Below are 20,654 nucleotides of genomic sequence, written 5' to 3'. Positions count from 1 at the left end.
GGTCCGCGTCGAGGCCCGGCACCCCGCGGGCGGCGGCCAGCGCCCGCTCCAGCGTGTCGGCCGGCGAGCCGAGGACGAAGAAGGTCTCGCGCAGCCGCCGCAGCACCCGGTCGGCGACGACCTCGCCCTGCCCGGCCGCGGCCCGCGCGACGAGCGACGAGGGCTCGCTGGACAGCGCCACCCGCTCCAGCGTGGCGGGCCAGGGCGCGCCGGTGTGCCCGGCGATCTCCTGGATGTGGCGGTGGTACCACGCCGTCTCCGCCGCCGGGTCGGGCGCCGGATCGTCGCCGGGGTGGAACAGGATGCCGAACACGCGGCGCCAGCGCGCATCGAGGGCGCCGCGCAGGTACCGGAACGCCGGCTCCGACCCCCACGCCCAAGGGCACATGGGGTCGGTGAACTCGACGACCGACAGCATCGCCATCAGGGCCGCTCGACCGGCGCCCACAGGCTCGGCAGGTTGACCACGACGCCCTCCTGGCTGCTGCGCGCGATGACCACGACGGCCTCCTCGGCGCCGGGGTTCTCCTCGCGGTGCGGCGCGTACGGCGGGACGAAGATGTAGTCGCCCGGCTCGGTCTCCAGGCGCACCTCCTCGTCGCCGTCGGCGAAGACGAACACCGGGCGGCCGGAGACGATGTAGATGGCCGTCTCCGCCTCGCCGTGGTGGTGGTCGCCGGAGCTGGTGGCCGGCGCGACGTGGGTGCGCCCCATCCACAGCTTGTCCGAGCCGACCGTCTTGCCGGAGACGGCCTCGAGCCGGGTCATGCCGGAGGTCTGCATCGTGTCGCCGGTGAGCTCGGCGCCCTTGATGTGGCGCAGGGGCGCATGCCAGTGATCGGTCATCGTCGTCGCCTTTCCTATGGGTGTACGTCCACCAGGCCCAGCAGGGCCGCGGCCGACGTTCGGGGGCGCTCGTCCAGCAGGTCCGCGAGGGTCACGCCGGTGAGGATCTCCTCGGTGCGGGCCTGGATCGCCCGCCACACCGCGGCGACCGCGGGCGCGCGGGTGGCGTCGGCGGGGTCGTTCAGGCTCTCGCCGTGCACGGTCAGCAGCTCGCCGTCGACCGCCCCGACCACGTCGGCGAGGGTGATCTCGGCGGCCGGGCGGGCCAGCCAGTAGCCGCCCTCGCAGCCGCGCTGGCTGCGCACGAGCCCGGCCCGGCGCAGGTCGCGCATGACGGCCTTGAGGAACCGGTACGGAATGTGCTGGGCCGCGGCGATCCCCTCGCAGACGAGCGGGCGCCCCGCGTCCGCGGCCAGTTCGACCAGCGCGCGGATCGCGTAGTCCGCCTTCGCCGAGATGCGCATCGCGGCACGTCCTCCAGCAGCTGGGGGGTTGACTGCCCAAAACCATACCAAGGCACTGTGTTTGTATCCATTGACTCCTGGGGTGCCGATGAAAGGGGATGCACCTTTTTGCCCGAATTGTCGTTGAACGCCTTGGCCGGCCCGGAGCGCGGGCCCGGGAAAGATCGGGAGCGTTGCACGATGAACCGCAGAAGCCTGCTCGTGGCGGCCGGCGCCGTAGGACTCACCACCGCGGTCGGCGGCGCCGCGGCCGCGATCGCCGCCGACGCCCCGGAGGCCGGCCGCAAGCCGCGCCCGATGCTGACCTGGGAACTGGTCGGCGGCTTCGTCCCGGCCGGCTGGACCATGCTGCGCGCCCCGCGCCTGGTCGCATACGACGACGGCCTGCTCATCGCCGACGCCACCCGTCGCCTGCGGATCAGCGGCGCCGAGGTGCGCTCCCTGCGCAACCACGCCACCACGGTCCTGCGCGACCCGGCCAACGCCCGCCGCCGCCCGGGCGCCCCGATCGTCGCCGACGTCCCGTCGACGGTCATCACCGCCCGCGACAACGGCCGCAAGTACTCCGCGTCGTTCGAGGGCCTGGAGGAGACCCGGCGCGACCGCGCGTACCCGCCGCCGGCCTACGCCCTGCTGGACCACCTGACCCAGCTGCGCGACCGGGTGAACCGCGCCGGCACCCAGTGGCAGCCGGAGGCGGTCCGGGTCGTCACCACCCTCATCGACGCCGCCCAGCCGACGACGGCGACGCTGCGCCCGTGGCCGCAGGGCGTGCCGGTGCCGCAGTTCCGCAAGGACGAGTTCGTGGTGCGGATGGACCTGCGCGACCGCCAGGCGCGCGCCCTGATCCGGGCCGTCCCGCACCCGGACCTGTCCCAGTGGCCGGTCTTCCGCCTGCCGGACGGCCGCCGCGCCCAGCTGAACTGGCGCTACCTGCTCCCCCACGAGTGACTCCCAGTGTGATAGCCATGTAATCCGTGGTACGTGTGCTGATCTCCTACGCCCATGACAACGCCGACCACGAGGAGGCGGTCTACCAGTTCTGGCGGACCCTGCGCGACCAGGGCGTGGACGCGAAGATCGACCTGACCGCCACGGCCACCCGCCAGATCTGGACGGAGTGGATGACCGAGCAGGTCCGGGAGGCCGACTACGTCCTGGTCATGGCCTCCCCGGCCTACCGTGATCGGGCCGAGAACCGCGGCGACCCGGCCGCGGGCCGTGGCGTGCGCTGGGAGTCCCGGCTGCTGCAGGAGCTGCTGTTCGCCGATCCGGACGGCGGCTTCCGCAAGGTCCTGCCGGTCGTCCTGCCGGGCCGCTCGGTCGACGAGCTGCCCGCCTGGGTCCAGCCCATGGCCGGGCACACCTACCGGGTGGCGGCGATCGCCCCCGCGGGCCTGGAGGAGCTGCTGCGGGTGCTGACCGGCCAGCCGCTGCACCCGGAGCCGGCGCTCGGCGACGTGCCGGTCCTGCCGCCCCGCACCGATGCGGCCCCGTCCGCTGCGCCGGCCGGCACCACCGCCGGCCTGGTCGACGCGCTGCTGGCCGTCCCCGGCATGCTGGAGCCGGCGTTCCGGCAGAAGCTGTACGACGGCCTCCCACCCCAGATCGCCCAGCAGCTCCACCGCGACGGGCGGGCCCGCCTCGAGCTCGTCGGCCTCGTCGACGTCTTCCGCGGCTACCCCCACCTGCGCCCGTGGCAGGCACTGGTGACCCGGCTGGAGGAGCTGGTGCCCGATCACCCTTCGGTGCGGGCGGTCGCCGGCCTCGTGGCGGGGTTCAGCGGGGACTGAGCGCGGCCGCCGGCTACGCCGGCCTTGCCAGGGCGCGGGCCCGGTGGGCGATGAAGGCGGTGACGGCCAGCATCGCGAGGGCGTTCAGGGCGTGCAGGCCGAAGACGAGCCGGCCGGCCACGGAGTCCTCGCCGATCGCCCTGGCGGTCACCGCGATGAGGACCTGCAGGCTGGTCAGGGCGCAGATCAGGGCGGACAGGGCGATGAGCCGGCCGGGGACCCTGGCCGGCACCGCGACCGCGATCATCGCGACCGGGACCAGGAAGATGACGTAGCCCAGCGCGTGGTGCGCGGCGTAGGAGTCGCCGAAGGCACCGCTCGCGGCGAAGAAGAACTGGGCGACGACGATCAGCAGGAGTAGGGCCGCGAGGGCGGCGAAAGCCTTGCGCATGCCCCTACGACGACGTACCCCCGCCAAATGTGACGTCACGTTTCGGGGGGCTGCGTCGTCGTGTTGGTATGAGCGACCCGATCGACGAGCGGCGGCAGCTGATCAACCTCGCGTACCGGCTGCTCGGCTCGCTGGCCGATGCCGAGGACGTGGCGCAGGAGGCGTTCGCCCGGTGGTACTCCCTCACCCCTGAGCAGCGGGCGGACATCGCGTCGCCGGGGGCCTGGCTGACCACGGTCACCGGGCGGATCTGCCTCGACGTGCTCGGCTCGGCCCGGGCGCGGCGGGAGCGCTACGTGGGTGAGTGGCTCCCCGAGCCGTTGCCCGGCCCGGGCGCGGCCGATCCGGCCGACCCGGCGGACCGGGTCACCCTGGACGAGTCGGTGAGCATGGCGTTCCTCGTCGTGCTGGAGTCGATGACCCCGGCCGAGCGGGTCGCCTTCGTGTTGCACGACGTGTTCAAGTACTCGTTCGCCGAGGTGGCGGCGATCGTCGGGCGCACGCCGGCGGCCTGCCGCAAGCTCGCCTCGCTGGCCCGCCGCCGCGTCGAGGCGCCGCGCTCGGCCGCGCTCCCGGCGGCGGAGCAGGCGGCGCTGGTCCGGGACTTCAGGCAGGCGTGGGAGGCCGGGGACATTGAGGCCCTCGTCGGGCTGCTCGACCCGGACGCCGTCGGCACCGTCGACGGGGGCGGGCTGGTCAACGCGCTGCCCCGGCCGATCGTCGGCGCGCCCCGGCTGGCCCGATTCGCGGTGGAGTTCTCCGCCTGGATCCCGGCCATGACGCTGCGCGAGTGCACGGTGAACGGCCAGCCGGGACTGGTCGCCGAGCGCGACGGGACGATCGTGGCGGTGATCGCCTTCGCCGTGTCCAACGGGCGCATCAACCACCTGTGGGCGGTCCGCAACCCGGAGAAGCTCCGGACGTGGACCACCCAGCGGTGATGACCGGCTGCTCAGCGGCAGCCGGGGGACGCGGTCCGCAACCCGGAGAAGCTCCGGACGTGGCACCCAGCGGTGATGACCGGCTGCTCAGCGGCAGCCGGGGGACCATGATGTCGCAGGGCCTGGTCTCACCCGCGTCGTCTCATCCGCGTCGGTAAGGCCCGGCCGCCGCCGAGTGCTCGACGCCCGTGGCCACCGCCAGGCCGATCACGGCTGACGCGCTCACCGCATCAGCCGTGTATCCCGGGCTGCGCTCAGCGCGACGGGGCTTCCTCGCGCTCGTAGTCGGCGTAGGCCTCGTCGGGGTCGTCGTCGACGGCGTGCGGCACGCCGGACAACTCGTGCTGGAGCGCGGTCAGATCGGTCTGCGGGCTGAAGTACTTCAGCTCTCGCGCGATCCTCGTCTGCTTGGCCTTGGCTCGTCCGCGTCCCATGTGTGCCCCCGTGAGCATCCCTCAAGCGTCATCCGTGCCGACCACAATAGCTCGCCGCCTGCCCATCGACGAACATCCCCCTGGTGGTGTCGCGAAGCGGACGGACGGTAACCGGAAGGCGTCGTAGAGGAAGCCGGGGCGAGTCGGCCCCACTCCCCGGTTGTGATGTGGGGTACACGGCGGGAGGAACACCGGAAAACGCACCACGCACCATTACGTGGGACTGTACGCTGCGGCGGCCTATACCCCCTTTCCAGGAAGAACCCGATGAAGCTTGCATGGGGACGGAGCGCGGCAATGCTCGCCGCGGTCTCCGTCGTGTTCGCCGCCGGCGCCTGCGGCGACAAGGCCGGCGACAGCTCGAAGCCGGCCGCCGCGGCCACCAGCTCGAAGCCGGCCGACCCGAAGGAGACCCTCCTGGGGTCCCTGAAGGAGTACGACAAGGGCATCTACGACGTCGCCTTCACCGCGCGCGACGGCTCCGGCTCGGCCGCGGTCGACGCGACGCAGAAGCACGCGCACATCAAGCTCGCCAGCACCGAGGGCGACGTGAAGTTCTCGATGGAACTGCTCGTGCTCGAGCCCGAGGCGTACCTCAAGATGGACATGGGCGCGATGGCCACCGCCGTGCCGGGCCTGGAGCTGCTCAACGGCAAGAAGTGGATCCACGTCGACCGGTCCAAGATCAAGGACTCGCAGGAGCTGAGCATCAAGGCCGACGAGGCCGACCTGCTCGGCGTCGAGGCGCTGCTCAAGAGCGCGCAGGGCGTGCAGGCGGCGGGCGACAAGAAGTACACCGGCACCCTCGACCTGAGCAAGGCCGACAAGTCCCCCATGACGGACGAGGAGGTCACCAAGGCCCTGGGCGACAAGGCGGCCAGCGTGCCGTTCACCGCCACCCTCGGCGCCGACGGGCAGCTCTCCGAGCTGGTCATCGACGTGCCGGCGGCCGGCGACAAGGCGGCGCACCAGCTGAAGATGACGCTGAGCAACTACGGCAAGGCCACCATCCCGGCCAAGCCGGCCGGCGCCGAGGTGGTCGAGCCCCCGGCGTCGATCTACACCATGCTCAACGGCAGCAACTGACGCACTACCGGCAGGGGGCGGCGACCCGCCCCCTGCGGGCTTCTCACAGACGTGCGGCCACCGCGGAGCGCAGCTCGGGCAGGCGGTCGTGCAGCAGTCCGGGACACTGGGTGTTGTTGAAGTCCATGTGCCCGTAGATCTCGGTGGGCGCGATGCCGTACTGCTGGCAGGTGAACGCGCAGAAGGCCACCAGACTGTTCCAGAGCGCCGCCGGCGGCTGCTCGGTCAGGTAGGTGCCCTCGTTCTCGATGCCGATGGCCTGGTCGTTCTGCCCGACGCAGTGCGCGCCCTGCACCATGGTCTGGCCGTGCAGCAGCGCGTAGAGGCTCCCGTTGCGCCCCTCGGTCAACCAGCCGCCGCGGCTGTTGGTGAAATGCTGGCCGCTGTCGACCCAGCCGTTGGTGTCCATGTGCAGGTTCTGGATGTCCCGCGAGTTCTGGAAGGCGTGCGCCTGCGAGTAGTCGGTCGAGTTGGCCATCGCGGTGTGGTGCACGATGATCTTGTTCGGGCGATGCTGGTCGATGGTGAGCGGCCCGGACGGCGGGCGGGCGCCCCAGGCGCCGCAGCTGGCGATCGAGACCTGCTCCACGGCCGCCCCGGCGGGCCGCAGCGCGGCGAGACCGGCGGCCGCGCCGCCGAGCAGGACGGCGCCGCGCAGGGCGGCACGGCGGGTGAGTCGGGCCACGACGACCTCCGGTTGGTAATTTACGACATCGACAACTTTCTGTAAGCTTCCTACAGCGGCGCACACTACACCTGTTCAGCGGGTGGTGTCCATCGATCGATGTCGCTGAGATCTTTCCTTAAACTTCGACGAGCGTCTCTTGAAAGTTTTCCACGGGCGTGAGCTAATCGGCGAAGCTCTTTACCGAAAGGGCCGACCCCCCACCCCCCACGAGGAGGCGCACCGTGACCCTTCGACGGCTCGGCGTCCTGGCGGCGCTGTCCATGGCGGCCGCCCTGGTCGCCACATTCCTCACCGGCAACCCCGCCTCGGCGGCCACCGTCACGTACGGACAGGACGTGTCTGGCTACCAGGGCAGCGTCAACTGGCAGGCCCAGTGGAACGCCGGCTCACGCTTCGCCTACATCAAGGCGACCGAGGGCACGTACTACACCAACCCGTCCTTCGCCCAGCAGTACAACGGCTCCTACAACATCGGCATGATCCGCGGGTCGTACCACTTCGCGATCCCCAACGGGGGCACCGGCGCCGCCCAGGCCGACTACTTCGTCGCGCACGGCGGCGGCTGGTCCAAGGACGGCAAGACCCTGCCGGGCGCCCTGGACATCGAGTACAACCCCTACGGCGCCACCTGCTACGGCCTGTCCCAGTCCGGCATGCAGAGCTGGATCCGCTCCTTCCTCAACGAGTACCACACCAAGACCGGCCGCTGGGCGGTCATCTACACCACCACCGACTGGTGGACGACCTGCACCGGCAACTACAGCGGCTTCTGGGCCAACTCCCCGCTGTGGATCGCCCGCTACAGCAGCGCCCCCGGCACCCTCCCGGCCGGCGCCCCGACGTGGTCCTTCTGGCAGTACTCCAGCAGCGGCCCCTTCGCCGGCGACTCCAACCAGTGGAACGGCGCCCTGGACCGACTCAAGGTCCTGGCCTGCAACGGCACCTGCTGACGCACCGGGCCCGGAGGGGCGCTTTGTCCCTCCGGGCCCACGCACGCATCGGAACTCGCCTATCCTCGGCCACCATGATTCGCCGAGGCATGGGGGCGCTCGCGATCGGTGTCGTCACGATCGCGATGTTGACGGGCGCAGGGGACGACTTCAACGACGTGACGGTGGGCCAGGCGCCGCCCGGCTGGACGGTCGACACCAGCGGCGGCACGGTCGCCGCGGCGGCCGCCCCGGACGCGACCGACCGCAGCCTGCAGCTGACCAAGCCGGCCACCACCGGCGTCGTGCGGGCCACCAAGCCGCTCGCGGCGCTGGCCGGGGCGGTGACCGTCGAGGCCCGGGTCCGCGGCACCGGCACCGGCGGCTGGCTGCACGCGCTGGGCGTCGACGGGGCCGCCGGCCCGGTCGCCGACATCGGCCTGCGGGCCGGCCAGCTCTACGACGGCGGCTCCGGCCAGAGCCTCGGCCCGGTCGCCGACGGCAGCTGGTACGTCGTGCGCCTCGAGCTGCGCACCGCCGAGCAGCGCTACGACCTCTACGTCGACGGCGAGCGCCGCCTCGCCGGGGCCGCCTTCGCGACCGCGGCCACCGCCCTGACGTCGCTGTCGGCCCGCATCGACGCCGGCTACCAGGGCGGCATCAACCTCGACAACGTCGCCGCCCGCCAGGCGCCGGCCGACTCGGTGAGCTACCTCGTCGCCGACCAGTTCAACGACGCACCGCTCGGCGCCGCGCCGCCCGGCTACCAGGCCACCCCCGGCCCCGGGACCGTCGCCGTGGCCGCCGTGCCCAGCGCCGCCGACCGCAGCCTGCGCATCGCCAAGACCGTCGCCACCGGCAGCAGCAACGCGGTGCGCACCTTCCCGGCGCAGACCGCGACCGTGCTCGTGCGGGCCAACCTGCGCACCGACGAGACGACCGGCACGAAGGTCGCGCTGTACCTGCAGAGCTCGACCGGCAAGACGGCGATCTCGCTGCGGTTCGTCAACGCCGAGCTGCAGTACTTCGACGGCGTCACCGCCCACCCGCTGACTGCGGTCACGGCCAGGGAGTGGTACACCGTCCAGCTCGCGGTCGACGTCGCCGCCCAGAAGTTCGAGGCCTTCGTCGACGGCCGCCGCGTCCAGCCGGCCCCGACCGGGCTCGGGACCACCCCGCGCTGGTCGTTCCGCGACCCCGCCGCCACCGACGTGGCCTCCGCGCTGATCGGCGTCGGGGAGAGCCAGACCGGCACCGTCCTCGTCGACAACCTCCTCGTCTACCCGCACCGCCCGAGCGCGCCCGCGGGCACCGTCATCGACGTGCGCAACCCGCCGTACGGCGCGGTACCCAACGACACCACCCCCGACACGGCCGCCATCCAGCACGCCATCGACGACGCCCCGCCCGGCGCCCGGATCGTGCTCAACGGCGGCGTCTTCCTGACGGGGACGCTGCGCCTGAAGTCCGACATGACCCTGTGGATCTCCCGCGGCTCGACGCTGCGCGGCGTCCAGGACGACGCGGCCTACCCGATCTACGACCGGGCCGCCCTCGGCGCGCCGAACTGGGGCCTGAGCCAGTTCCGGGCGCTGCTGTTCACCCTCGACGCCGACAACGTCCACGTCGACGGCGGCGGCACCATCGACGGCAACGGCGACAAGCCCGAGTGGCGCATCGAGGGCAACGGTCCCGACCCGAACAACCCGGTCCGCCGCCCGCTGCTGTTCCTGCCGATGCGCGGGCACAACGTCAGCCTGCGCAACGTCTCGGTCCAGAACGCCGCGACCTGGGCCGTCGTCCCGGTGCAGGTGGACGGCTTTCTCGTCGCGGACGTGAACCTGGACAGCAACCTGACGTACAACCGCGATGGCATCGACGTCTGCGACAGCGACAACGTGGTCGTCGAGCGGACCAGCATCTGGACCGACGACGACTCGATCGTCATGAAGTCCTACGACCCGGTCGGCGTGGACGACGTGACCGTGCGCCTGTCGACCGTCGGGCACTCCGAGCGCGCCAACGGCGTCAAGCTCGGCACCGAGAGCATGGGCGCGTTCCGCGGCGTGACCGTCGAGGACGTCCTGGTCAAGCACACCCTGCGCAGCGCGCTGACGGTGACGGTCGTGGGCGGCGCGACCGCCCGCGGCCTGACCTTCCGCCGGATCACCGCCCAGGACGCGTACCGCGCCTTCTTCGTCCTGCTGGGCGAGCGCACGGACGGCAAGACGCCCCTGGCCGAGCCGCGCTGGGTGAGCGGGGTGCGGCTGGAGGACGTGACCGGCACCGGCCTGCGCGAGCCCTCCGTCGCCTCCGGCGAGACGATCGGCGGGCACCCGTACCGGGTCTACGACCTGCTCGTCAGCGCGCTGCACCAGGAGCTGCCGGGCGGGGCGGCCGCGCAGCCGGCGGCGCCCGCGGAGTACACCGGCAACTACCCCGAAAGCAGCATGTGGCCCGCGCTGCCCGGCTCCGGCCTGTACGTCCGCCACGCGAGCGGCGTCACCGTCCGGGACGCCACTGCGACCCTGGCCGCACCGGACGTGCGCCCGGCCGCGGTCTACGCCGACGCCCTGGACGTGCGGACGCCGTAGCCGTCATCGAGCGCTGATCGCGCTGCAGATCGCGAACGCCCGGTGCATCGCTGTCCGCCCCGGAGGCCTTCGAACAGATCGTCCGCGCGGCCCTGCGGGCCTGAACGCACGAACGCGGTACCTGATCTCAGGCGTGCTGACGTTCGGCCCGTTGCCGGATCAGCTCCTCGACCGCGGAGGGCAGGGTGGTTTCGAAGTCGATAAGTTTCGCCCAGGTCGGGGTGACGACGATCCGGACCATGCCGTCGTAGAGCGAGCGGACCTCGGCCTCCCAGTCGACGCGCTGCTCGGGCGTCATCTCGTAGCTGCCGTTCATCTGCAGGTACTCGTCCGGGATGCCGTCGACGACGTCCAGCTCGGCCCGCCCGCGGATGAGCAGGATCTTCGGCGGGTGGACCTCGGTGTCGATGGTCAGGGCAACCATCGGGTTCTCGCGCAGTGCGGGCAGCTTCGGGGCGTTCTTCGTGGTGCACATGACGATCTCCGAGCCGTTCCAGGTGAAGGCGATCGGGATACTGCGCGGCGTGCCGTCCTTGGCGACGTAGGCCAGGCGGGTCAGGTCGCGGGCCAGCAGCTCCTGGCTGATCGGCCGGTTCAGGATCTCGGTGATCTCGGTCGGTCGCATGGTGATCGCTCCTTCGTCGGCGGCGCCGAGCGACCTGTCCGTGGCCGCTCGAGTCCTGGGACGGAGCCGGCCGGACGTTCTCGACACCCGAGCCGCACGAATGCTCGAAAATTTCCGAGCTCGTTCGCCACACCGCCTGGAGCCGCGGCCGGCCACCCGTCACCGCCGACGGCGGCAAGATCCTCGAGGACGCCGCCTAGGCCGTCGGCTTGGCGGTGCCGAGGGCGGTCTGGATGGCCTTGACCAGGACCGCGACCACCAGGGCGACCGACGGGCGGATCGAGGAGTCCTCCATGCTCACCGACCCGGTGAACCCGGCGAAGTCGCTGATCTGCTGCAGGCGCTCGTGCGCGGCCGCCGCCTCCTCGGCCGGCAGCCCCAGCGTCGGCTCCATCCGGGCCGCCGCGACCAGCGTCGCCAGCGCGGCGGTGCGCTCGTCCGGCGTCTCGTCGCCGACGAGCGCGCGGGTGAGCCGCTCCCGGATGCCCGCCTCGACGGAGGTGTCGATGGTGGGGTACCGGTGCAGGTGCACGTAGCCGTTCATGGTCGTCTCGTCGACGTCGCAGACGATGTTGCGCGCGCACAGGTCGCCCAGCACCCGCTCGCGCAGCCCGTGCCGCAGCCGCTGCACCCAGGACGCCGGCGTGTGCGGGGCGTCGGCGGCCACCCGGGCCAGCACCTCGTCGGCGATCGGCTCACCCGTCGGCGCCGGGTTGGTCACCAGCATCGTCCCGCCGTTGTAGGCGAGCCGCCCGGCCAGGGCCAGCTCGACCAGCACGGCGGCCGCCATGGCCAGGTCGAGCCCGATCGTGGAGCCGGTGGCCCGCCCCGACTCGTCGTCGTAGGCCAGCAGGAGCAGCTCTTCGGGCAGCGCAACCGATGTTCCCATGGCTGGACGTTAGCGCGCGACCGCCAGATCCCCTATCCCCCCTTTTTCCGACTCCCCCCTTTTCCGGCCCGGCCGTACCGGCGCGCAAGCGTTACCCGCCGGTAGGCCAACCGATAGACGCCGGTCACTCGAATCCGGCTAGATGGGGCGCGGCTGGTCAACCACCCCGAACGGAGTACGACCACATGGGGATCACTCGCCGGGCCTCCCTGGCCCTCGCGGCCGCGGTGCTCGCCGGCACCGCTGTCGCCACCCCCGCGGCGGCGGCGCCCGCGGCGACCTGGGAACGGTCGCTCGGGCTCGCCAACGCGTCCAACTTCCGCGACGCCGGCGGCTACACCACGGCGGACGGCCACACCGTGCGCACCGGTGTCGTCTTCCGGTCCAACAAGCTCAGCAACCTGACCGCCGCCGAGTGGCAGGTGGTCATCGCCCACGGCATCAACCGGGACGTCGACCTGCGCAACGTCTCCGAGCGCGGCGACGAGCCGGACCACGCCCCCGCCGGCGTGGCCTACCAGGTGGCCGACGTCGCCTCCCTGAGCCACGGCATCCGCTTCCACGACAACGCGATCGGCACCCTGGCCGCGGCGCTGGCCGCGGGCCTGCTGTCCGGCTCGTCGGACCTGGGCCAGTCCATCGGCTACCCGTTCATGGTCAACTTCGTCGGCGCCGACTACGCCTTCCGGGACACGCTGCTCGCGATCGCGAACAACACCTCGGGCGGCGTGGTGTACCACTGCTCGGCCGGCAAGGACCGCACCGGCTGGGCCACCGCCGTCCTGCTGACCCTGCTCGGCGTGCCGATGGGCACCGTCGAGTCCGACTTCCTGCTCAGCAACACCTACCTCGGCCGCTCCGACGCGGTCCAGGTCGCCTGGCTGCGCGCCGCGTTCGCCGAGCTGTACCACATCTACGGCAGCTTCGACGCCTACCTGCACCAGGGCCTGATGCTGTCCGACGCGAACATCGCCGCCATCAAGGCCCGCCTGCTCGTCTGACCCGTCATACCTCGCGGCGCGCCGCCGGACCCGGTCCCGGCGGCGCGTCGTGCTGTCGGGTTTCCGCGCCCCGGACCGTGCAACCTCGTCGATGGTCACCGCGTGTCTCTCGGTGTCCGGCGGGTCACCGGGTAGACGGGGGGTGATCCGCCGGACCCCTACGCGATGCCGGCGGCCCGGCAGGCGTCGGCATAGGCGCCCGCGCACAGCGCGCCCGGGGTCACGAAGCCGTCCTTCACGACGGTGCTCGCGATCGTGTCCCTGGTGACCGTCACCGGGTCGAGCAGGATCGACGGCACCTGCCCGGCCCCGTTGTCGACCGAGGTGGTCTCGGCCGGGTGCCGGCCCCGCAGCAGGTCGTTGGCCAGCGTCGCGGCCGTCTCGGCCTCGGTGCGGATCGCCTTGTACACCGTCATGTACTGCTCGCCCACCAGGATCCGTTGCAGCGCCGCGGTCTCCGCGTCCTGGCCGGTCACCGGCACCTGCGGCAGGCCCGCGGCCTTCATGGCGGCGATGGCGGCGCCGGCGGTGCCGTCGTTGGCCGCGTAGACGCCGACGATGCTCCGGCCGCGCAGCGTCGGCAGGATGCGGGCGGTCCAGGCCTTGGCGTTGTCCGGGTTCCACTCGGCGGTGTCGGACTCGGCGGCGACGCGCACCTTGCCGTCGAGGCCCGCGTGGGCGCCCTGCTTGAACATCGTCGCGTTGTTGTCCGTCGGGGAGCCGTTGATCCACAAAATCTCGCCCTGGCTCGCCTTGGCGCCGAGGGCCTGCAGCAGCGCGGCCGCCTGCAGCGTGCCGACCTTGGCGTTGTCGAAGGAGATGTAGTAGTCGACGGGGGCCTTGAGCACCAGGCGGTCGTAGGAGATGACGGGCACGCCCCGGGCCTTGGCGGCGCTCACGATGTCGCCGGCCGCGACGCTGTCGACCGGGGCCAGCACGAGCACCTTCGCCCCCTGGTCGAGGGCGTCCTTGGCCTGCTGCAGCTGGGTCTCCGCGTTCTGCTCGGCGTTGCGGTAGTCCACGGTGCAGCCGCCGCACAGCTCGGAGAGTTTCTGGGCGAAGTACGGCTGATCCCCGGCCTCGTAGCGACTGGCCTTGAGCTCGGGCAGCAGCAGCGCCACCCGCGCGGCCGGCCCGGACTCCGGCGGGGACGTCAGGCTCTCGGTGCACCCGGCGAGCAGGGCCAGGAGCAGCAGCGGTACCGCCAGCAGCGCGCGAACGGACAAGGGTGCCCCTCAGTACTTGAACCGGGCGACCAGCGCCCGCATCTCGGAGGCCATCGCGGCGAGCTGGTCGACCGCCCGGCCGGTGCTGGACACGCCCTCGTTGGTCTGGGCGGTGGCGTCGGCGACCCCGGCGATGGTGCCCGCGATCCGGGTCGAGCCGCCGGCCGCCTCGCCGACGCTGCGGCTCATCGAGCGGGCCGTCGCCGCCTGCTGCTCGACCGCCGCCGCGATCGCGTTCTGGTACTCGCTCATCTGCGCGATCACGTCGCCGATCTGCCCGATCGCCGCGACCGCCTGGTCGGTGTCGACCTGGATCGCCTGCACCCGGCGGCCGATGTCGTCGGTGGCCCGGGCCGTCTCCCGGGCGAGGTCCTTGACCTCCTGCGCGACGACCGCGAACCCCTTGCCGAACTCCCCCGCCCGGGCCGCCTCGATGGTGGCATTGAGCGCGAGCAGGTTCGTCTGCCCGGCGATCTGCGTGATGACCTTGACGACCTCGCCGATCTCGCTGGAGGAGGCGCCGAGCTTGCCGATCGTCTCGTTGGTGGTGGCCGCGATCGAGACGGCCGACGCGGTGACGGTGGCCGCGTGCGCGGTGTTGCGGGAGATCTCCTCGATCGCGTCGCCCATCTCGGAGGCGCCCCCGGCCACCGCGGCCACGTGCTCGCTGACCGCGCCGGCGGTGCGGGCCACCTCGCCGGCCCGGCTGTCGGCCTCGGTCGCGCTGCCCCCGATCCGGCGGCTGATCGCGGTGAGCTCCTCGGCCGACGCGGCGAGCGTGGCGGAGTTGTCCCCCAGGGACCGGACCGCTTCCCTGGTACTGGCCGTGGCGGCGCCGAGCGCGCGGGCCATCTCGCCGACCTCGTCGCGCTGGGCGACGTCGGCCTGCGCCGTCAGGTCCCCGGCCGCGACCGCGGTCAGGACCGCGTGCACGCGCCGGATCGGCCGCACGACCAGCCCGGTGAGGTACCGGCTGAGCACCATCGCGACGACGAGCCCGGCGAGCAGGGCCGCCCCCATCGCGATCCACGCCGTGCGGTAGGCCCGCGCGGCCTCGTCGGCCCCGTGCCGCCCGCTCGCCTGCTCGAAGGCGATGAGCTGCTGCAGGGCGCCGATCGCGTTGGCGCCGACCGTCTCGCCGTCGCCGAGGTACGCCTGCTGGAACCCGGCCGTGTCCCCCGCCGCGATGAGCGGCAGCAGCCGGTGGTCGCGGATGTTGCGGAAGGCCCCCCACCAGATCGTGAACCGGTCCAGCAGCTGCCGTTGCCGCACGTCGTGCAGGTTGGCGCGGTAGGCCTCGACCTGCGCGTCGACCTCCCGGTCGGCGGCCGCGATGTCGGCGGCGAACGCCTTGCTGGCCACCGGCCCGTTGGACAGCGCCAGGTTGGCCACGGCGTTGCGCACCCGCAGCGCCGCCTCGTCGAGCTTCGCCAGGTGCGCCGACGGCACGAGGTTCACCCGGTACAGCTCGTCGGCCCGCTGGTTGACCCGCCCGAGGCCGTATGCGCCGGCGCCGAGCACCACCGCCCCGACCGCGCACCCGACGAGCACGAGCAGCATCAGCTTGCGCGCCATCGGCTGGTCGGCCAGCCACCGTCGCTTCTCGGCCGCCACGCGTCCGCCCCCTCGCCCTGCCCGTCTGCCTCTCCATCGGCGCGACGGCTGTGGTTCTGAGCACGTTGGGGTTGCGGTGTTGCCGGCAGGGTGCGGCAAGGCACCGGCGGCCTGGCCTTCGGCAGCTTCCCGGGCGCCGGCTGGGCCGGCGAGCCTGGAGTGCCGAGCCGTCCGGGCACCCCGTCCGGTGGAACATCGAGCACGTCCGCCGGGTCCGCGACGTGGTGGCCCAGGCCCGGGCGGCGACCCGCGAGCCGGCCGGCCTCAGGGCGTGGCCGCGCGCCGGGCGAACAGCTCCCGTTCGGCCTCGTTGCGGGTCAGCTCGGCGGCGCGGGCGAACTCGGCCCGGGCCTCCTGCGCGCGGCCGAGCCGTTCGAGCAGCTCGCCGCGGGCGGCGGGCAGGTGGGGGTACCCCGGCAGCTCCCCCTTCGCGACGAGCCCGTCGACGATCGCCAGCCCCGCGGCCGGCCCGTCGGCCATCGCGACCGCCACCGCCCGGTTGAGCTCCACGACCGCCGACGGCGCCACGTGGGCGAGCAGGCGGTACAGCGCCGCGATCCGCCCCCAGTCCGTCTCCGCCGCCGTCCGCGCCTTCGCGTGCTCGGCGGCGATCGCGGCCTGCAGCCCGTAGGGCCCCAGGGTGCCCAGGTCCTCGGCCCGCCGCAGCGCCGCCAGCCCGCGCCGGATGAGCAGCCGGTCCCACCGCCGCCGGTCCTGGTCGAGCAGCAGCACCGGCCGGCCCTCGGCGTCGGTGCGCGCCCCGACCCGCGACGCCTGCAGCTCCATCAGCGCGGTCAGCCCGTGCACCTCGGCCTCAGCGGGCAGCAGCCCGCACAGCACCCGCCCGAGCCGCAGCGCCTCCTCGCACAGCGCGGGCCGCGCCCAGCCGTCCCCGGCGGTCGCGGAGTAGCCCTCGTTGAAGATCAGGTAGATCGTGCCGAGGACCGCCGCCAGCCGGGCCGGCACCTCGGACGCCGGCGGCAGCTCGAAGCGCACCCGCTCCTTGGCGAGGGTCTTCTTGGCCCGCAGGATCCGCTGGGAGACCGTCGCCTCGGTGGTGAGGAACGCCCGGGCGATCTCGTCGGTGCGCAGCCCGCCGAGCATCCGCAGGGTGAGCGCCACCTGCGACTCGGTGCTCAGCGCCGGATGGCACGCGGTGAAGATCAGCCGCAGCAGGTCGTCGCCGATGTGGTCGTCGAGCGCGTCGACGATCGCGGCCTCGGCGGACTCCCCTTCGGCCAGCTCCACGTCCCGCCCGACGACGGCGAGCTTGCGCCGGTAGTTCTCCTGCCGCCGCAGCAGGTCGATCGCCCGGTGCTTGGCCGTCGCCATGAGCCACGGCCCGGGATCGTCCGGCACCCCGCGCCCGGGCCACTGCTCCAGGGCGATGACCAGCGCGTCCTGCGCCAGCTCCTCCGCCAGCCCGACGTCGCCGACGATGCGGGCGAGCGCCGCGATGATCCGCCCGGACTCGATCCGGTACACCGCCTCGACGACCCGCCGCACGTCCGCGCCGCTCACCCCCGGATTCTCGCACCGGGCGTCCGGTACCGGGTCCCCTGTACCGGGAGTGAGCGGCGCGGGGCGGATCTCAGAAGTCCTCCGGCCCCATGACCTTCAGGATGCGGCACTCGCCCTCCCAGGCCGGCCACAGGTCCCGGTGGAGCTTCATGAAGCGCGACGCCCACTCGACCGCCTCCTCGCGGGTGCGGGTCTCGTACAGGGCGTAGCTGATCATCTCCTTGGTCTCGGCGAAGGGGCCGTCGGTGACGCTCAGGGCGCCCCCGGTGACGGTGACCTTCGCGCCGGCCGAGCTCGGCAGGAGGCCTGCGTTCTCCAGCAGGGCGCCGGCCGCCGTCGCCTCCTCGCCGAGCTTCATGATCGCGGCCATGAGCTCGGCGGGCGGGGGCGTGGCCGGCTGGGCGGCCTCGAGCAGCATCACGTAGCGCATGTCGGTGACTCCTTCGGGTGCGGGTCCTTCCCGGCTTCCAACCCCTCCTCGAAGGGGGCGGGCCGGATCCGACACGCGGCCCGGAGAAATCTTCCTACGTGTTGCGGGTGATGTCGGCGACCTCGGCCGGGGTGAGGTGGATGGCCGCCGCGGCCACGTTGTCCTCCAGGTGCCCGACCGAGCCGGTGCCCGGGATCGGCAGCATCGAGGGCGAGCGGGCCAGCAGCCAGGCCAGCACGATCTGGCGGGTGGTGGCCTCGTACTTCTTCGCGATCCCCTCGATCGTGGCGTTGTCGTCGAGGTTCTGGATCGGCGCCCACGGCAGGAAGACGATCTGCTCCTGCTCGCACAGGTCGACCAGCGACTCCGAGCCGCGGTCGTCGACGTTGTACCGGTTCTGCAGCGACACCACCGGGGTGAGGCGCTGCGCGGCCCGCACCTGCTCCTCGGTGAAGTTCGACACCCCGATGTGGCGGATCTTGCCCTGGGCCTTGAGCTCGACCAGCGTGCCGATCGAGTCCTCCAGCGGCACCTTCGGGTCGGGGCGGTGGAACTGGTACAGCGGGATCTGCTCGATCCGCAGCTTGCGCAGGCTGCCCTCGAGGGCCTCGCGCAGGTGCTCCGGCCGGCCGTCGGGCACCCAGTTGCCGGGGCCGGGGCGCAGCAGGCCGCCCTTGGTGGCGATGACCAGGTCCTCCGGGTACGGGTGCAGGGCCTCGGCGATCAGCTCCTCGCTGACGTCGGGGCCGTATGAGTCGGCGGTGTCGATGAAGTTCACGCCGAGCTCGACGGCCCGGCGCAGGACCCGCTTGGCCTCCTCGCGGTCGCCCGGGTCGCCCCAGATGCCCTCGCCGGTGATGCGCATCGCGCCGAACCCGAGCCGGTTGACCGTGAGGTCGCCGCCGAGGTCGATCTGGCCGGCGTCGCGCGCACTCTGCTCTGCCATGCGTCAGGTCTCCTTCAGGGAGTCGGTGTGTACTTGTACTGATCTCAGCTTTCAACCTAGCTCCGTACCTACCCCGGAAATTGCCTATGGATTACGCCAGAACGGCGCGGGTAAGGTGACCCGACCCAGCAACCGCCGACGCACTGACCGTGACAACTGGGAGTGAGCAGCATGAACGCGCATGACCCGACCGGGATCGACCCGAACAGCCCCGAGGCCAAGGCCCGCGAGGAAGCCCGCTTCGCGGCGGAGCGGCAGCAGAGCCTCCAGCACCAGCAGGCCCGCGGCGGGCAGGTGGACGAGGGCGCGGTCGACTCGACCGGGCGCAGCATCCGCGACCCGCGCCGCGGCACGCAGCTGGACGAGGACATCTAGCGCGAAACCGTGCGCCGGGTGCATTGCCACAATGCACCCGGCGCGGGTTTCCGATATATCGCCGATAGACGTAACGTCCCCGGGCATGAGGCTCTGGGAGAGACTGTTCGTCCGCGCGACCGTCACCGAGACCGCGGCCGCGGGCCGGTTCCGGCGCATCCGCCTGCGGGCCGCCGCCCTGGGCGACGCCGAGTGGAAGGCCGGCCAGCAGGTCCGGGTCGACGTCGGCCCCAGGGGTGCCCTCGGCCCGCTGCTGCGCACCTACTCCGTCTGGGACCGGGCCGGCGACGCGATCGACCTGCAGGTGCTGCTGCACGGCGACGGGCCCGGCGCCCGCTGGACGGCCGCCACCGAGGCCGGCGACGAGGTGCTCATCAGCAGGCCCAAGGGCGACTTCGTCACCCGCCCGGCCGCCTACCACCTGTTCGTCGGCGAGGAGACCGCCTCCGTCGCCTTCGGGCCGATGCTGCGGGCGCTGCCGGACGGCGAGCGCCCGCGCAGCCGGGCCGTGGTCGAGACCGCGGATCCCGGGGACCGGCTCGCCCTGGACGGGGCCGTCACGTGGGTACAGCGGGACGCCGACAGCGCGGCGGACTCGAAGGCGCTGCTGCTCGCCGTACAACGGCTGGATCTTCCGGAGGAACCCGGTCAGGCCTACGTGGCCGGCGAGGCCCGCACCGTGCAGGCCGTGCGCCAGCACCTGGTGCGGGAGCGGGGCTGGCCCCGGCGCAGCGTGCTGACCAAGCCCTTCTGGGCCCCGGGAAAGCGCGGCATGGAGTAGCGTCACTGCCACGAGCGTCGATGCGGGGGACACGCGCCGGGGCTGGGCCGCCCTGGCGCTGCTGAGCGTGGCCGTCGCGGCCCTCGTCGTGGTGTCCGCGCGCTGGCACGGCCTGTTCGACCTGCGCATCTACCACGGTGCCGTCCGGCAGTGGCTGCACGGCGGCGACCTCTACGGCTACCGCGAGCCCGGCCCGGTCCGCAACTACGGCTTCACCTACCCGCCGTTCGCCGCGCTGCTGTTCGCCCCGCTCGCCCTGCTGCCCCTGCCGGCCGCCGCCGCGCTGCTCACCGCCGCGTCGGTGGCCGGCACCGCCGCCCTGCTGCGGGTCCGCCTGCGCCGCGTCCGGCCCGTCCTCACCGCCCTCGTCGTCCTGGCCGCCGTCGAGCCGTGGCGCGACACGCTGAGCTTCGGCCAGGTCAACCTGGTCCTGCTGACGCTGGTCGGCCTGGACCTGCTGGTGCTGCGCAACGGCGCGCTGGCCGGGCTGGCCACCGCGGTCAAGCTGACGCCGGTGCTGTTCATCGCGTACCTCGTCATCGCCCGCCGCTACCGCGAGGCCGCCGTCGCCGCCGGGGTCGCGGCGGCCGCCACCGGCCTGGCCTGGCTCGTCGCGCCGGGGGCGTCCGCGCGGTACTGGGGCGGCCTGGCCTGGCAGGTGTCCCGGGTCGGCGAGGTGGGCGCCCCCGCCGACCAGTCCCTCGCCGGAGCCCTGCAGCGCCTGCACGCCCCCGAGGCCGTCTGGCCGCTGCTCGCCCTCGCCGTCGTCCTCTTCTGGACCACCCGCGTCCAGGCCGCCGGGGACTGGGAGGGCTTCGCCCTCACCGGGGTCGCCATGTGCCTGATCAGCCCGATCGCGTGGGTCCACCACCTGGTGTGGGAGCTGCCCGCCGTGCTGCTGCTGTTCCCGCGGCGGCGCCTGCTCGGGCTGGCGGTCGTCGCCGTGCTGGCCCTGCGCCTGGTGTGGCTGGTCCCCGCCCTCAGCCTGCTGACGCTCGTCGGCATCGTGCTGCTCGCGGCGGTACCACACGACCGGACATCGGATGTATCACCGTGACGGTGCCCTTGCGCCGGGACTTA

The 20,654-nt window shown here is 72.8% G+C and carries 23 protein-coding genes; 10 read left to right on the top strand and 13 right to left on the bottom strand.

The genetic code is table 11. From position 1 onward, the window contains the following. The 3 genes from ABD352_RS55640 to ABD352_RS55630 form a co-directional block, all read right to left on the bottom strand. Window positions 1-424: thioredoxin domain-containing protein (locus tag ABD352_RS55640; protein WP_425554006.1), on the bottom strand; the 424-nt coding region annotated here is incomplete at its 3' end. Further along, a complete protein-coding gene (locus ABD352_RS55635; RefSeq protein ID WP_344620806.1) occupies window positions 424-846 on the bottom strand; it encodes a cupin domain-containing protein in 423 nt (140 codons plus the stop codon). The genes ABD352_RS55635 and ABD352_RS55640, both read right to left, overlap by 1 nt. Before the next feature lie 14 nt (window positions 847-860). Next, entirely contained in the window at window positions 861-1,310 is a 450-nt protein-coding gene (locus ABD352_RS55630; RefSeq protein WP_344620805.1) for an RrF2 family transcriptional regulator, read from the bottom strand. 180 nt (window positions 1,311-1,490) lie between these two features. On the opposite strand from ABD352_RS55630, the gene ABD352_RS55625 reads away from it, so the two are divergent. Further along, window positions 1,491-2,261: a hypothetical protein gene (locus tag ABD352_RS55625; protein ID WP_344620804.1), complete on the top strand. Its 771-nt coding sequence runs from the start codon at window positions 1,491-1,493 to the stop codon at window positions 2,259-2,261. Between the two features lie 26 nt (window positions 2,262-2,287). Beyond that, window positions 2,288-3,103: an effector-associated domain 2-containing protein gene (locus ABD352_RS55620; protein ID WP_344620803.1), complete on the top strand. Its 816-nt coding sequence runs from the start codon at window positions 2,288-2,290 to the stop codon at window positions 3,101-3,103. Window positions 3,104-3,116: 13 nt separating this feature from the next. On the opposite strand, the gene ABD352_RS55615 is transcribed toward ABD352_RS55620, so the two are convergent. Then, window positions 3,117-3,494 (bottom strand): DUF6220 domain-containing protein, encoded by a 378-nt coding sequence (locus tag ABD352_RS55615; protein ID WP_344620802.1) that lies wholly within the window; start codon window positions 3,492-3,494, stop codon window positions 3,117-3,119. A gap of 68 nt (window positions 3,495-3,562) precedes the next feature. Between ABD352_RS55615 and sigJ the strand changes: the two genes are divergently transcribed. Further along, window positions 3,563-4,435, top strand: coding sequence for an RNA polymerase sigma factor SigJ (gene sigJ, locus ABD352_RS55610; protein WP_344620801.1), 873 nt, complete (start codon window positions 3,563-3,565; stop codon window positions 4,433-4,435). A 254-nt stretch (window positions 4,436-4,689) separates the two neighbouring features. Here sigJ and ABD352_RS55605 read toward each other — a convergent pair whose 3' ends face one another. Continuing rightward, entirely contained in the window at window positions 4,690-4,869 is a 180-nt protein-coding gene (locus ABD352_RS55605) for a DUF3073 domain-containing protein (RefSeq protein ID WP_344620800.1), read from the bottom strand. Window positions 4,870-5,136: 267 nt separating this feature from the next. On the opposite strand from ABD352_RS55605, the gene ABD352_RS55600 reads away from it, so the two are divergent. After that, a complete protein-coding gene (locus ABD352_RS55600; protein ID WP_344620799.1) occupies window positions 5,137-5,955 on the top strand; it encodes a hypothetical protein in 819 nt (272 codons plus the stop codon). Window positions 5,956-5,998: 43 nt separating this feature from the next. On the opposite strand, the gene ABD352_RS55595 is transcribed toward ABD352_RS55600, so the two are convergent. Further along, window positions 5,999-6,640, bottom strand: a complete 642-nt coding sequence (locus ABD352_RS55595; protein WP_344620798.1) for a peptidoglycan recognition protein family protein — start codon at window positions 6,638-6,640, stop codon at window positions 5,999-6,001. Between the two features lie 263 nt (window positions 6,641-6,903). Between ABD352_RS55595 and ABD352_RS55590 the strand changes: the two genes are divergently transcribed. Together ABD352_RS55590 and ABD352_RS55585 are read left to right on the top strand one after the other, a co-directional pair. After that, the gene (locus tag ABD352_RS55590) at window positions 6,904-7,593 is read left to right on the top strand and encodes a lysozyme (protein WP_344620921.1); all 690 of its coding nucleotides are present in this window, start codon (window positions 6,904-6,906) and stop codon (window positions 7,591-7,593) included. A gap of 74 nt (window positions 7,594-7,667) precedes the next feature. Continuing rightward, entirely contained in the window at window positions 7,668-10,166 is a 2,499-nt protein-coding gene (locus tag ABD352_RS55585; RefSeq protein ID WP_344620797.1) for a glycoside hydrolase family 28 protein, read from the top strand. A gap of 127 nt (window positions 10,167-10,293) precedes the next feature. Here the strand turns inward: ABD352_RS55585 and ABD352_RS55580 are convergent, their stop codons facing one another. Together ABD352_RS55580 and ABD352_RS55575 are read right to left on the bottom strand one after the other, a co-directional pair. Then, window positions 10,294-10,791 (bottom strand): pyridoxamine 5'-phosphate oxidase family protein, encoded by a 498-nt coding sequence (locus tag ABD352_RS55580; RefSeq protein WP_344620796.1) that lies wholly within the window; start codon window positions 10,789-10,791, stop codon window positions 10,294-10,296. Between the two features lie 196 nt (window positions 10,792-10,987). Beyond that, complete coding sequence (locus ABD352_RS55575; RefSeq protein WP_344620795.1) at window positions 10,988-11,680, bottom strand: GOLPH3/VPS74 family protein; 693 nt, start codon at window positions 11,678-11,680, stop codon at window positions 10,988-10,990. 185 nt (window positions 11,681-11,865) lie between these two features. On the opposite strand from ABD352_RS55575, the gene ABD352_RS55570 reads away from it, so the two are divergent. Beyond that, entirely contained in the window at window positions 11,866-12,681 is an 816-nt protein-coding gene (locus ABD352_RS55570) for a tyrosine-protein phosphatase (protein WP_344620794.1), read from the top strand. A gap of 158 nt (window positions 12,682-12,839) precedes the next feature. Here the strand turns inward: ABD352_RS55570 and ABD352_RS55565 are convergent, their stop codons facing one another. From ABD352_RS55565 to ABD352_RS55545, 5 genes are all read right to left on the bottom strand, one after another. After that, complete coding sequence (locus ABD352_RS55565; protein ID WP_344620793.1) at window positions 12,840-13,907, bottom strand: sugar ABC transporter substrate-binding protein; 1,068 nt, start codon at window positions 13,905-13,907, stop codon at window positions 12,840-12,842. Window positions 13,908-13,916: 9 nt separating this feature from the next. Continuing rightward, a complete protein-coding gene (locus ABD352_RS55560; protein WP_344620792.1) occupies window positions 13,917-15,521 on the bottom strand; it encodes a methyl-accepting chemotaxis protein in 1,605 nt (534 codons plus the stop codon). A 264-nt stretch (window positions 15,522-15,785) separates the two neighbouring features. Beyond that, window positions 15,786-17,042, bottom strand: coding sequence for an RNA polymerase sigma factor (locus tag ABD352_RS55555; RefSeq protein WP_344620791.1), 1,257 nt, complete (start codon window positions 17,040-17,042; stop codon window positions 15,786-15,788). A gap of 70 nt (window positions 17,043-17,112) precedes the next feature. Continuing rightward, on the bottom strand, window positions 17,113-17,472 hold the full coding sequence (locus ABD352_RS55550; protein WP_344620790.1) for a YciI family protein: 360 nt from the start codon (window positions 17,470-17,472) through the stop codon (window positions 17,113-17,115). 94 nt (window positions 17,473-17,566) lie between these two features. Beyond that, entirely contained in the window at window positions 17,567-18,418 is an 852-nt protein-coding gene (locus tag ABD352_RS55545) for an aldo/keto reductase (protein WP_344620789.1), read from the bottom strand. 171 nt (window positions 18,419-18,589) lie between these two features. Here ABD352_RS55545 and ABD352_RS55540 point away from each other — a divergent pair, with 171 nt between their 5' ends. The 3 genes from ABD352_RS55540 to ABD352_RS55530 all read left to right on the top strand — a co-directional run bounded on the left by ABD352_RS55540 (window position 18,590) and on the right by ABD352_RS55530 (window position 20,631). Continuing rightward, window positions 18,590-18,793, top strand: a complete 204-nt coding sequence (locus ABD352_RS55540; protein WP_344620788.1) for a hypothetical protein — start codon at window positions 18,590-18,592, stop codon at window positions 18,791-18,793. Between the two features lie 85 nt (window positions 18,794-18,878). After that, window positions 18,879-19,574 (top strand): siderophore-interacting protein, encoded by a 696-nt coding sequence (locus ABD352_RS55535; protein ID WP_344620787.1) that lies wholly within the window; start codon window positions 18,879-18,881, stop codon window positions 19,572-19,574. A 67-nt stretch (window positions 19,575-19,641) separates the two neighbouring features. Beyond that, window positions 19,642-20,631, top strand: a complete 990-nt coding sequence (locus ABD352_RS55530) for a glycosyltransferase 87 family protein (RefSeq protein ID WP_344620786.1) — start codon at window positions 19,642-19,644, stop codon at window positions 20,629-20,631. Window positions 20,632-20,654 lie beyond the last annotated feature (23 nt).

This window comes from Dactylosporangium salmoneum (assembly GCF_039532525.1).
In the GTDB taxonomy this organism is placed as follows: domain Bacteria; phylum Actinomycetota; class Actinomycetes; order Mycobacteriales; family Micromonosporaceae; genus Dactylosporangium; species Dactylosporangium salmoneum.
Note: the sequence above shows the minus strand (reverse complement) of the source record. Positions and strands in the feature narration are given on the sequence as shown.